Source organism: Rhodanobacteraceae bacterium (genome assembly GCA_016713135.1).
GTDB lineage: Bacteria > Pseudomonadota > Gammaproteobacteria > Xanthomonadales > SZUA-5 > JADKFD01.
In genome coordinates, this window is sequence record JADJPR010000020.1 from 580,914 (window position 1) to 593,934 (window position 13,021).

Annotated in this window: 6 protein-coding genes and 2 pseudogenes; 6 read left to right on the forward strand and 2 right to left on the reverse strand. The window is 72.8% G+C overall.

Annotated elements, in window-relative coordinates:
- The first annotated feature begins 20 nt into the window (after nt 1-20).
- The 3 genes and pseudogenes from IPK27_17470 (at nt 21) to IPK27_17480 (ending at nt 3,831) form a co-directional block, all read left to right on the forward strand.
- A complete protein-coding gene (locus IPK27_17470) occupies nt 21-734 on the forward strand; it encodes a hypothetical protein (GenBank protein ID MBK8069345.1) in 714 nt (237 codons plus the stop codon).
- 75 nt (nt 735-809) lie between these two features.
- Nucleotides 810-3,300: pseudogene (lnt, locus tag IPK27_17475) on the forward strand (apolipoprotein N-acyltransferase).
- 60 nt (nt 3,301-3,360) lie between these two features.
- Nucleotides 3,361-3,831: a cupin domain-containing protein gene (locus IPK27_17480; GenBank protein ID MBK8069346.1), complete on the forward strand. Its 471-nt coding sequence runs from the start codon at nt 3,361-3,363 to the stop codon at nt 3,829-3,831.
- A 645-nt stretch (nt 3,832-4,476) separates the two neighbouring features.
- Here the strand turns inward: IPK27_17480 and IPK27_17485 are convergent.
- A complete protein-coding gene (locus tag IPK27_17485) occupies nt 4,477-6,276 on the reverse strand; it encodes a winged helix-turn-helix domain-containing protein (GenBank protein ID MBK8069347.1) in 1,800 nt (599 codons plus the stop codon).
- A 126-nt stretch (nt 6,277-6,402) separates the two neighbouring features.
- Here IPK27_17485 and IPK27_17490 point away from each other — a divergent pair, with 126 nt between their 5' ends.
- Both IPK27_17490 and IPK27_17495 read left to right on the forward strand, forming a co-directional pair.
- On the forward strand, nt 6,403-8,532 hold the full coding sequence (locus tag IPK27_17490) for a tail fiber domain-containing protein (protein MBK8069348.1): 2,130 nt from the start codon (nt 6,403-6,405) through the stop codon (nt 8,530-8,532).
- 46 nt (nt 8,533-8,578) lie between these two features.
- A complete protein-coding gene (locus IPK27_17495) occupies nt 8,579-8,782 on the forward strand; it encodes a hypothetical protein (protein ID MBK8069349.1) in 204 nt (67 codons plus the stop codon).
- A 2-nt stretch (nt 8,783-8,784) separates the two neighbouring features.
- Here the strand turns inward: IPK27_17495 and IPK27_17500 are convergent.
- Nucleotides 8,785-9,412 (reverse strand): annotated as a pseudogene (locus IPK27_17500) (DUF1732 domain-containing protein).
- 1,149 nt (nt 9,413-10,561) lie between these two features.
- On the opposite strand from IPK27_17500, the gene IPK27_17505 reads away from it, so the two are divergent.
- Nucleotides 10,562-12,601, forward strand: a complete 2,040-nt coding sequence (locus IPK27_17505) for a M13 family metallopeptidase (protein ID MBK8069350.1) — start codon at nt 10,562-10,564, stop codon at nt 12,599-12,601.
- Nucleotides 12,602-13,021 lie beyond the last annotated feature (420 nt).

The following is a 13,021-nucleotide window of genomic DNA, read 5'->3' on the forward strand; positions in this document are numbered from 1 at the left end:
GCTGAGCCGGGAGGCCGCCGATGGCGCAGCCCGGCCATGAAGGCACCGCGCCGTCCCCCGCGGACGGCGACGGTGTCCGGATCATCCGCGAGCACGGCCCGAGCCTGCGGCCGGCGCTCGTTGTCGCGGCGCTGGCGATCGGCGCCGCGATCTTCGGTTACTGGCAGATGCGTCCCGGAATGAAGCCGGCCAACCCGCCGCCCGCGCAGGGTGCGGCGCAAACGCCAGCCGCGCTGCCGGTGGTTGAGGTCGCTCGGGCACCAGAGCCCGCGCCTGCGGCTCCCGCGGCCTTGCCGGTGCCCGCCCCCGCGCCCGAGCTCCCACGCAGCATGCCGACCGCGCCGGACGATGCCCGCAGCGGCGACCTGAACGACATCGCCACCTACTTTTCGCCGGGCGATCCGGAACCGACCTCGACAGAGCTGATCCAGGCCCTGCGCGCGAGCGGCGAGCGCGGCGGCATCGCCGCCTTCAATCCGCCCGGCACCAGCCCGCCGCTGGTGGGCATCGCGGTGCCGGAGGACTTCCCGCTGCCACCGGGTTATGTGCGCCACCACCAGGTCACCGACGACGGCCAGCCGATCGAGGCGATCCTGATGTTCGCGCCGGATTTCGTGCTGCGCGACGCCAGCGGGCGCGTGATCCCGATCCCGGAGGACCGCGTGGTGCCGCCGGAGCTGGTGCCGCCGGGCCTGGCGCCGCGCCGGATCGAGATTCCGCCGCCGCCGGAGTGATCGGCGCGCCGCGCTCCGCCCGTTGCCGAGGGGGCGGGGGGGCGCCCCCGTCGACACGACCGCCGAGGTGAGTGATTGAACCCGGAATCGCCAGACCCGAAGTCGCAACGCCCTGCCCCGCCGCGCTGGCACACCTTCGCCGGCGTTGCCGCCAGCGCCCTGCTGCTGGCGGCCTACGCGCGCGGGGCCTGGCCTCTGGGCTTCGTCGCGCTGGTGCCCTGGCTGCTGGCGCTGCGCGGCACGCGCACGGCCCTCGGCGCGCTCGCCAGCGGCTGGCTGATGTCGCTGGCCTTCATGGCTGCGGTGCTGCCGTGGTTTGGCGCTGCGGTCGGTCAGTACACCGGGATCGGTACCGCGCCCGCCCTGCTGGTGCTGCTGGCGTTGGCGCCGCTGCTGCAACCGCAGTGGCTGGCCTTTGCGCTGGCGCAGCGCCTCGCATCGAGCAGGCATGGGCCTGCACTGACCGCGCTGGCGGCGGGCTGCGCCTGGGTGGGCTGCGAATGGGCATTCCCGAAGCTGCTGGGCGATACCCTCGGCCACGGCCTGGCGCCTGCGGTGTGGATGCGCCAGGCGGCGGATCTCGGCGGTGCGGCGCTGTTGACGCTGGCGCTGCTGCTCGTCAATGCAGCGCTGGCATACGCGGTACTGCAGTGGCGCGCCGGCTGGCGCCGGTGGCTGCCGCCGCTGGCGCTGGCATCGGCGCTGCCCGCCCTGCTGGCCGGCTACGGCTATTGGCGCCTCGCCGCGCTGGATGCGCATCTCGCCGCGCCGGTGCCGGAACTGCGCGTCGGCATGATCCAGTCGGGTATCGTCGACTACGAACGGCGGCGCCAGGAAGTCGGCGCCTACGCGGTGGTCCGTCAGGTCCTGGACACCCACTTCGGGCTGTCGCGCGCGGCCATCGAGCATCACGGCGTGGATGCGCTGCTGTGGTCGGAAACGGTTTACCCGACGCCCTTCGGCCATCCGCGCAGCGAGGATGGCGCCGCGCTGGACCGCGAGATCCTCGATTTCGTCACCGCGGCCGGTGTGCCGCTGGTGTTCGGCACCTACGATGTGGATGACGCGGGCGAATACAACGCGGCGGCCTTTGTCGAACCGCAGGACGGCCTGCGCGGCTATTACCGCAAGACCCATCCGTTCCCGCTGACGGAACATGTGCCCGCGTGGATGGAGCAGTTCGGGCTGCGCGGCCTGCTGCCCTGGGCCGGCTCCTGGCTGCCCGGCAACGGCGCGCGGGGGTGTTCCGCTGCGCACCGCCGATGGGCGCGAGCTGAACGTGCTGCCGCTGATCTGCCTGGACGATGTACGCCCGCAACTCGCCATCGACGGCGCGCGCCTGGGCGCGCAGGCCATCGTCGGCATGTCCAACGATGCCTGGTTCACTACGCAGCCGATCGGCGCGCGGCTGCATCTGGCGGTCGCCGCCTTCCGCAGCATCGAAACGCGGATGCCGCAGTTGCGCGTCACCACCAACGGCTTGACCGCCTTCGTCGATCCCGCCGGCGAGGTGCTGGTCAGCACCGCGATGGGCGACCAGGCGGTACTTGCCGGCGCGGTCCCGGCGCGCGATCCGCCGCCAACCCTGATGGTAGCCTGGGGCGACTGGCTGGGCCGCGCGGCGCTGGCACTGCTGGCAATACTGGTCCTCGCCGGCCTGCTGCGCGCGATCCGCGCGCGCTTGCCCGCCGCCGGCACTGCAACCACGATCGATCCGGCCACCTGGACTGCCGACCTCGTCCTGCTGACGCCCGCCTGGCGCGTGGCGACGGGACTGTTGCGGCTGGTCGCCGCCGGAGGCCTGGTCTGGCTCGCGCTCGGCATGCTGCGCGAGGGCTTGCAGGTGAACTCGCTGGGCCAGATCCGGGTGTATCTGGCCGCCGTGGTCCTGCCGCTGGTGGTCGCGTGGGCGATCCAGCGCGGGTTCGCGGCGCAGGCGCGCATCGAGTCCGGGCATCTGGTGCTGCGCCAGCGCGGCCAGCGTGTCGAGGTTCCGCTCGCCTCGATCCAGGCGCTGTGGGCCTGGCGCCTGCCGCTGCCTGGTCCGGGGGTCGACCTGCTGCTCGCCTCCGGCCGGCGCCTCGCGCAGGGCCTGCGCATCGCCGATCCGCAATCGCTCGCACGTGCCCTGGCGGCGGCTGGCTCGCCCGCCAGCATCGACGACGCCTCCGCCCGGCGCGCCGCGGCCGCCGCCGCGCGCGCTGCCGCGCACCGCCCGCGGCTGGACCACGCGCTGGTCAAGTTCGCGCTGTTCCCGCTGCTGCCCGCCCTGCCCGCCTTCCGCCTGCACCAGTACATCGCCTTCGGCGGCACTTTCGGCGAGTGGCAGACCTTCGGCGCGCAAGCCTGGCTGGTCGCCCTCGCGATCTGGTGGGCGGCGTGGTCGATCGGCCTGATGATGTATGCGGCGGCGCTGCGCATCCTCGCCGAATGCGCGGTCGCGCTCGCTGCCTGGCGCGCACCCGCGCGCGCTGCCGCCGCCCGCGATCAGATCGAATGGCTGGCGCGCCTGGCCTTCTATGTCGGCGCGCCGGCCTGGCTCGCGCTGCGCCTGCTCGCGAACTGACCGATCTCGCCCTCGCGACCGATCGCACCGCGCGGGACAATGGTGGCCTTCCTCCGCCGGATGCCGCCATGCCTGCCCTGCGCGCCCTCGACCTGCCCGCCCGCACCTTCCTCGCTGTACCCGGAGCCCTTCCGCTCGCGGGTGCTGCCGCGCGAGAAGCGCGCGCTCGGGGATGCCTTCGGCCTGACCGGCTTCGGCGTCAACCTGACCGTGCTCCATCCCGGCGCGGAATCGTCGATGCGCCATTGGCACACCCACGAGGACGAGTTGGTGTACATCCTCGACGGCGAGGTGGTGCTGGTCACGGACCAGGGCGAACAGACCCTGGTCCCCGGCATGGTCGCCGGCTTCCGCGCCGGCGACCCGAACGCGCACCAGCTGGTCAACCGCAGCGACCGCCCGGCGACCTACCTCGAGATCGGCGGCCGCGATCCGCGCGATGCCGCGAGCTATCCGGACGTGGACCTGGCCGCGCGCCAGGACGCGGACGGGCGCTGGATCTTCCTGCACAAGGACGGGACAAGCTACTGAGACTGGCGGCGCTCAGCCAGCGCCTCGCGGGCGATGCCGGCGAGGTCCAGTGCGGCGGCGCGGTCGCGGCAGTCTTCCCGGGCTGCCGAGCCGGCAGTGGCCGCCACCAGGCAGACAAGCGCAGTTGCGCCGGCTGGTCCGGATGGCGCCGCAGCAGGGCATCGGCCGCTTCCAGCGCCAGCGCCCGGGCGGCTGGATCGCCACGGCTGAGGCGCAGCCAGGCGAGCGCGATGCCGCGCTCCAGCGCGACGTGTCCGTCCTGCAAGGACTGCGCGCGCAGCGCTTCCAGTTCTGTCCTCGCGGCCTGTGCGCGGCCCAGGTCGATCAGCAGTTCGGCGCGCAACAGGCGCGCCTGCTGCGCCAGCAAGCGCTGGCCGGCCTGATCCAAGGCCCCCAGGCGCTCGTCGACCCGCGCCAGCGCGTCCGCAGGGCGGCCTTCGCGTGCAAGCACGCGCACAGCCAGGGCATCGCAGGCAGCCTGGTCGGCGGTGGGCCGCGCCCCGGGCGGAGTGGCCGGCAACGCCCGCCGGGCCTCGGCGATGCGGTCGCCCTCGAGCGCCCAGAGGCCGCGCAGGCAGGCGATGGCCTGCAGCGACACCGGATCGGCGATCTCACGGTAGAGCGCCTCGGATTCGGCCAGCGCGATCAGCGCGCCGATGTGTCGCCACGCGCCCGCAGGTCCTCGGCCAGGCCGTACAACCGGGTGGCCAGGTCGGAACGCAGTCCGGCCTGGCGCGCGTGGGAGACCGCCAGTTCGCGCAGTGCCAGCGCCTGCGCGGCCTCGCCCGCTTCGCGCATCAGGGTCGCCAGGTTGTTGCGCGCCTGGGCCACATCGTCGGCGCGATCGGCGCGCTCGAAGTGTTCCAGCGCCTCACGCATGCCGCCCGTCGCGGCGCCGATCTCGCCTCGGCGCCAGTGGAACAGGCCGAGGTTTCCGGCGATCGCCGCAGCGCTTTCGGGATGCTGGCTCAGGGCCGCATGGCGGCGCGCCTCGGCCAGGCGCGCAGGCACCTCGGCATTGCGACCCAGGCGGCCGAGGGGTCCGCTGCTCGCGTTCAGGGCGCTCGACGCGCGCGCGTGGTCGCCGAGATCGACGAACATCGCCGCGGCACTTTCCAGCAGGGCGAGCGAGGTGGCGAAATCGCCGCCGATGCCGACCAGGATGCCGCGGTGGCGGGTCAGCTCCGCGCGCATGGCCACATCCCCGCGCTCGGCCACACGCGGGTCCTCCGCCTCCAGTGCCGGCAGCACCTGGGTGGCCCGCCCGGTGCGCCGGGCGAGCGCCGAGCGCTGCAGCAGCGCTGCCAGCGCAAGCCGGTGAAACCCGGCCTCCGCCAGGGCCGCCTGCGCGCGTGCGAAGGCGCCATCGGCGCTCTCGCTGTCGCCCATCTTTGCCAGCGCCAGCCCGAGTTCGATGCGCGCCAGTTCGCGCAGCACCGGCGAGCGCTCGCCAGCGAGTTCGATCGCCGCGCGCGCATGCTGATGCTGCGCCTGGGCATCGCCCGCCGCGCCGGCGGTGCGCGCCTGTTGCAGCAACTGGCGCTCCGGCGGCAGGGCCGGGTCGGTCACCGGCGGCGCGCGTCGGGACGGCGCCCGCCACGCCGCCTCCAGCTCCGCGCGCAACAGACGCAGCGGCAAGTCGTCCGGCCGCAGTGCCAGCAAGGCCTCCACCCGCGCCAGCGCGTCGTGCTCGCGGCCATCCGCACGCAGGGCAATCAGATCGAGCAGGCCGCGCTCCCAGGCATCGCGTGCCTGCGGCCTCTGCGCCGCCACCAGCGCGTGCACCGCGGCCATGTCGCCGCGCGCCAGCAGGGCGTCCGCCGCCACCCGCGCATCGGCCAGCGGGAGCTCCGCCGGCGCGCGGTCCACCAGTCGGTGCCAGTCCATGCGCAATGCATCCGCCGCCAGGGCCGGATCGCCCGCGGACTGCGGGCGCCAGAACAGGGCCACACCCACGAGCAGCAGGAGCAGCACCGCCGCGGCCAGTTGCCACGCCCGCCAACGCCTCGGCCGGTTGGCTGATACCGCGTTTTCCGGGTCTCCCGAAGCGATCACCGCCGGTGCCAAGGTGCCTGGCTGCGCAGCACCGTCGCCCGCCGCCTCGGCCGGCGCCCGCAGGATCGCCTCCGCCGGCAGCAGGATCCGGTAGCCCTGGCGCGGGCGGGTCTCCAGATAGCGCGGCTGCTGCGCGTTGTCGCCGAGCAGTTGCCGCAGTTCCTTGATGACTTGCGCCACCACGCCATCGGACACCGCCTGGCGCCCCCAGGCATGGTCGAGCAGCCGGTCGCGGCTGACCAGGTTCGGCGCGTTCTCCAGCAGCAGGGTCAGCACGCGCAGGACGAGCCGGCGCAGCGCCACCGGCTCAGCGCCCGCGCGCTGCAGTCGGGCGGTGTCCAGATCCAGGGTGAAATCCCCGAAGCGATACCCGCGGATCCCCTGCGTCATCCGTCCGCGCCTGCTAAGCGTTTGATCTGACGAAAATATCAGGAAAATCTCACGGCAGCCTCAAGCGCTTGCCGCGGGTCTGCCCCAGGCTTCCGCCATCCGATGGATCAGGCAGGGAGGCAGGCGATGGGCAGGTTGGTGTGGACGATGATGGCGGCATGCTGGCTGGCCGGCACGGCGACGGCGGCGCCGCTGGGGCCGGCCTTCACCTACCAGGGCGAGTTGCGCACGGCCGGGGCGCCCGCCAACGGCGCGCACGATTTCGAGTTCCGTCTGTACGATTCGGCCAGCGGCGCGCTGCAGATCGGCGCCACCGTCGCGCGCCCTGGCATCTCCGTCAGCGATGGGCTGTTCGCCACCACCCTGGACTTCGGCCCGGCGCAGTTCGCCGGTGACGCCCAGTGGCTTGAGATCCGGGTGCGGCCCGTGGGCAGCGGCAGCTACCAGACGCTGTCGCCGCGCACGCCGCTGACGGCGGCGCCCTATGCCTGGTCCGCCGCGGTCGCCCTGGCCAATTCGGTCAACGGCCTGAGCGTGGTCGATGGCAGCATCGGCAGCGCGGATGTGGACAGCAGCCAGGTGCAGCGGCGGGTGGCCGCCAGTTGCGTCGCGGGCCAGTCGATCCGCAGCATCGATGCCAGCGGCGGCGTGGTCTGCGAAACCGACGACAGCGGCAACGGGGTCACCGCCATCACCGCAGGCGCCGGCCTCAGCGGTGGCACCATCACCACCACCGGCACCATCGCCATCGCCAGCAACAGCGTGACTGGCGGCATGCTCCAGGACGGCGCGGTGGGCGTGGCCGACATCAACACTGCGCAAGTCCAGGCGCGCGTCAGCGGGGTGTGCGCCGCCGGCCAGTACATGCGCAGCGTGGACGCCGGCGGTAGCGTGGTCTGCGGCACGCCGGCCTTCAGCGGTTGGGGGCTCGGCGGCAATGCGGGCACCACCGGCGAGAACTTCCTCGGCACCACCGACGCCAGGCCGCTGGTGCTCGCGGTGCGCAGCGCACCCGCACTGACCCTGTCGCCGAGCAGCACGCTGTTCGAAGGGGATCCCGCCACCAGCAACATCGTGGCCGGCAGCCTCGCCAACAACGCCATCAACGTGCGCGGCGCCACCGTGATTGGCGGCGGCTTGCCGCTCGGGGACAGCGATCCCGATGTCCCTTTCGAGGGTCCGAACCAGGTCAGCGACCACTTCGGCACGGTGGTCGGCGGCTACGACAACACCGCGGGCGATGGATCGGGCGCGGCGACCACCGCGATGTACGCCTTCATCGGCGGCGGACGCGGCAATTCCGCAAGCGCCACTTCGTCGGTGGTCCTTGGCGGCCAGCTGAACAATGCCACGGAAGGCGGCGCCGTCGTGCTCGCCGGCTTTTCCAACCAGGCGAGCGGCGCCAATGCCGCAACTGTGGGGGGCGCCTTCAACACCGCCTCGGGCGATGCCGCCAGCGTGGGCGGCGGCCGCGAAAACACCGCCAGCGGATTTCGCAGCCATGTGTCCGGCGGAACCGAGAACACCGCAAGCGGCGCGGGGGCCAGCGTGGGCAACGGCGCGGACAACTGCGCCGGCGGCTATTTCTCCTGGGTGGGCGGCATCGGCGCGGTGACCCGCCCGGGCACATCCTCGGGAGAACCCGGCCTGGGCTGCGCAGGCATCACCGGCACCGGCGACTTCGACGGCGACGACGGCAGCTTCGTGTGGGCTGACACCAGTCCCGGGCTCTACGCCAGCAGCGGTCCCAGGCAGTTCCTGGTGCGCGCGGAGGGCGGCGCGGTGTTCAGCGGCGCCGGCAACGTCAACGATCCGGCCGGCAACCGCCTGCGCGTGGCCGGAACCCTGCGCGTGGACACCCTGGGCAGCGCCGGAAGCACCACCCTGTGCCGCAACGCGTCGAACCAGATCGCCAGTTGCTCCTCGAGCGCACGCTACAAGCAGGCTATCGAGGGGCTCGATCCCGCTCTCGGCCTGGCCGCCGCCCGCGCCTTGCGCCCGGTGGGATTCGAGTGGCGCGGCAGCGGCGAGGCCGATCTGGGCTTCGTCGCCGAGGAAGTGGCTGCAATCGACCCGCGCCTGGTGGTGCGCGACGACACCGGCCGGGTGGAGGGCGTGAAGTACGACCGCCTCAGCGCCGTCCTCGCGCTGGCCCTGCAGCAACTGGCCGCGGAGCGTGAACTGGATGCCGCACGCCTGGCCCGCATCGAGGCCCGCATGGCCGCCCTGGAAGCCAGCCGCGAGGGCCAGCGATGAACCGCCGGCCTGGCTCCTCGGCTGCGGCTTGCTGATCGGCGCCAGAATGGCAGGCGCGCAGAGCAGCCTGACCCGCGACAGCATCGACGCCGGCGCCGCGCGCATGAGCGCCGCCAGCTTCACCCTGAGCGGCACCCTCGGCCAGCCCGACGCCACCGTTTCCAGCAGCGCCAGCCACACCCTGAGCGGCGGCTTCCACCGCCGCCAGGCAGCAGCGCCCGACGGGGTGTTCGCCAACGGCTTCGAGTAGGGCTACTCCAGATTCTGCACCTGCTCGCGCAGCTGCTCGATCAGCACCTTCATGTCCACCCCGAGCTGGCTGGTGCGCGCGTCGGTGGACTTGGAGCCGAAGGTATAAAAGTTCGATCGCCGCCGCACGCAGGCCCTGCAGCGCGGACACCCGCTCCAGCATGATCTCGGCCAGGCGCTTGCCCTCACGCTCGCGCTGGGTTTCCAGCGCGTCGAGCGCGCGGTCGGTCAATGCCAGCAGCTGGCGGCCGAGTTCCTCGGTATCCACCTCGCCTGTCGTTACCAGCCCCGGCCAGTTCAGCAGATCGCTGGCATGCCCGGCCGTCAGTCGCCCGTTGCGGCGCGTCAGCTCGTCCACCAGATGGGTCAACTGATCCAGCAGCGCATGGTTGATCGTCAGTGTCGTCGGCCGCTCCGGATCGCTGCGCAAGCGCGCCGACAGATCCAACTTCCCGCGCGACAAGCGCGCCCCGATGCGCTCGCGCATCACCGGCTCCAGCGGCCGCAGGTCTTCCGGCAGCTTGGTCGAGATCTCCAGGAAACGATGGTTCACGGTGCGCATTTCGATGCGCAAATGACCGAGGACGGTTGGGCCTTCGGCGCTGCCATAGGCGGTCATGCTGCGTGGCATGCGGGGCTCCGGTGATGAAGTGGGGGCGGATGTTATGGAGAGGGGCGGCCGCAGCGAGCAAGTGGCCCCCGGGGGGGGCCCCCCGGCCCGGGAGGAACCGGCGGGGGGGCCGGGGGGGGGGCCGGGGGGGGGCCGGCCGGCAGACAACCGGGGGGGGCGCGCCCCCTGCGGAGGCACACCGGCGGGGGGGGGGGGGGGGGGGGGGGGTTGGGCGCCCGGGGGGGGGGCCCGCCCCCCGGGGGGGGGGGGGGGGAGGGGGGGGGGGGGGGGGGGGGGGCGCGGGGGGGGGGGGTGGGGGGGGGGGGTGGTTTTTGGGGGGGGCGGGGGGGGGGGGGGGGGGGGGGCGGGGGGGGGGGGGGGGGGGGGGGGGGGGGGGGGGGGGGGGGTGGGGGGGGGGGGGGGGGGGGGGGGGGGGGCGGCGGGGGGGTTCCCGGGCCCTTTTGGGGGGGGTGGGGGGGGGGGGGGGGGGGGGGGGGGGGGGGCTGGGGGGGGGTTGGGGGGGGCGGGGAGGGGGGAAGGCCAGGGGGGGGGGGGGGTAAGGGCGGGGGGCAGGGGGGGGCGGGGGGGGGGGGGGGTCGGGGGGGGGGGGCCGGGGGGGGGGGGGGGGGGGGGGGGGGGGGGGGGGGGGGGGGGGGGGGGGGGGGGGGGGGGGGGGGGCGGGGGGCGGGGGGGGGGGCCGGGGGGGGCGGGGGGGGGGGGGGGGGGGGGGGGGCCCCCGGGGCGGCGCCCGGGGGGGGGGGGGGGGGGGGGGGGGGGGGCGGGGGGGGGGGGGGGGGGGGGGGGGGGGGGGGCGCGGGGGGCGGGGGGGGGGGGGGGGGGGGGGGGGGCGGGGGGGGGGGGGGGGGGGGGGGGGGGGGGGGGGGGGGGGGGGGGGGGGGGGGGGCGGGGGGGGGGGCGGGGGGGGGGGGGGGGGGGGGGGGGGGGGGGCGGGGGGGGGGGGGGGGGGCCGGGGGGGCCCGGGGGGGGGGGGGGGGGGGGGGGGGGGGGGGGGGGGGGGGGGGGGGGGGGGGGGGGGGGGGGGGGGGGGGGGGGGGGGGGGGGGGGGGGGGGGGGGGGGGCGAGAGCCGGCGCTCCCAGGCCCCAACCATCGGCACATGCGCTTCATCGTGATGCCTATACGCTCCCCGGTCTTTCTGATCGGGGGCCACCATGCGCAAGACCACGCTGATTTCCTGCCTTTTGCTGGCGTTGCAGGCGCCGCTGGCACTTGCCGCCGACGCGCCGAAGCCGGCGCTGGGCAGTTTTGGCATCGAACTTTCCAACCGTGACGAGAGCGTCAAGCCGGGCGATGACTTCGACCGCTACGCGAATGGCGACTGGTTCGATTCCTACGAACTGAAGGATTACGAGACGCGCCACGGCGCGTTCACCTCGCTGGCGGACCGCGCCGAGATCCACGTGCGCGAAATCATCGAGGAGATGGCCAGGTCGGACGCGGCGCCGGGCAGCAACGAGCAGAAGGTGCGCGATCTCTACAACAGCTACATGAACCTCGATGCGCGCAACCAGGCGGGCATCAAGCCGCTCAAGCCGCTGCTCAAGCGGATTGCGGCGGTGGACGATGTGGCCGGGCTGACGCTGGCCTTCGGCAAGGCGGGGATCGAGGGCACGACATCGCCGCTGGGTGGCGGTATCGGCATCGACCGCAAGAACCCGGATCGCTATCTGGTGAGCGTGGGTGTGGGCGGCCTGGGGCTGCCGGACAAGGATTTCTATTTCAACCAGGACCAGCGCTTCAAGGACATCCGTGCGGCCTATGTGAAGCACATCGAACGCATGCTCGGCTTCGCCAAGGTCGCCGATGCGGCGAAGAAGGCGGAAGCGATCCTGGCGCTGGAGACGCGCATGGCGGAGGTCCACTGGGACCGCGTGCAGATGCGCGACCGCGACAAGACCTACAACCTGATGCGCTTCGACGACTTCGTGCAGGCCTATCCGGGCTACGACTGGAAGGCGCACTTCGAGGCGGCCGGCATGGTGCCGAAGGAAGTCAACGTGATGACGCCGAGCGCGATGGCGCCGGTGATCAAGATCGTGGCCGAGACACCGGTCGCCACCTGGAAGGATTACCTGACTTACCACGCGATCGACAACCACGCCGAGGTGCTGAGCGCGGAGATCGACCAGGCCAGCTTCGAATTCAAGGGCAAGGTGCTGAGCGGCCAGCAGTCGCAGAAGGACCTGTGGAAGCGCGCGGTGGAATGGGTGGGCTCCACCCGCGGCCTGGGCGATGTGATCGCCGAGGTCTACGTGGACCGCCACTTCAAGCCTGAGTCCAAGCGCGCGATGGACGAGCTGGTGGAGAACCTGCGCAAGGCGCTGCGCCAGAACATCGAGCAGCTCGACTGGATGGGCGAGACGACCAAGGCGGAGGCCTACAAGAAGCTGGAGAACTTCCGGCCGAAGATCGGCTATCCGGACCAGTGGCGCGACTACTCCGGCCTGGAGATCGTGGCGCATGACCTGGTGGCGAACGCCTCCGCGCTGCGCGCCTTCTACTACAACGACATGCTGGCGCGCCTGGACCGCCCGACCGACCGCGACGAGTGGTTCATGGTGCCGACGCGGGTCAACGCCTACTACAACCCCTCGTTCAACGAGATCGTGTTCCCGGCGGCGATCCTGCAACCACCCTTCTTCGACGTGCACGCCGATCCGGCGGTCAATTACGGCGCCATCGGCGGCGTGATCGGCCACGAGATGGGCCACGGCTTCGACGACCAGGGCAGCAAGTCGGACTTTGCGGGCATCCAGCGCAACTGGTGGACGGACGAGGACCGCCAGCGCTTCGAGGAGCGCACCAAGGCGCTCGGCGCGCAGTATTCCAAGTACTGCCCGCTGGAGGGCCATTGCGTCAACGGCCAGCTGGCGATGGGCGAGAACATCGGCGACCTGGGCGGCCTGTCGATGGCCTACACCGCCTACAAGCTCTCGCTCGGCGGCAAGGAAGCGCCGGTGATCGACGGCCTGACCGGCGACCAGCGCTTCTTCCTCGCCTGGGCGCAGATCTGGAAGTCCAAGTACCGCGACGAGGCGATGATCAACCAGGTGCGCCTCGGCCCCCACTCGCCGCCGCAGTACCGCATCAACGGCGTGGTGCGGAACCTGGACGAGTGGTATCGCGCCTTCGACGTCAAGGAAGGCGACGCGCTCTACCTCAAGCCCGAGGAGCGCGTGCGCATCTGGTGAGGCCGTTGAAGACCGCGGCTGGAGCCGGCCTTACCGAACTTTTCGCAAGGCATTGATCTGGAAATGATAAATCCGGAGGGCAAGAGGGCGCGAGGGCACGCAAAGGCACTCCTTCGCACCGAACCGGCTCTTGCGTGCCCTCGTGGCCTCGTGCCCTCGTGCCCTCCAGTTCGATGCGCGAATAAGCGCAGCGGCCAGGGGCGACCGGGACTCTCACCGAACATGCGCCAAGGTGTTGAATTTCATACATTTTCAGCCCGTGCGAAACGACGACCCTGTGATTGAGTACGCAAAGGACACAAAGACAGCAAGTGCCGGGGATACCCCAGCGCTGTATCGCGTTTGATTTCCTTTGCGTCCTTTGCGTCCAAAAACACAGTCCGCGATCTTGCGAGAGTTACGGTTCGATGCGCGAATAAG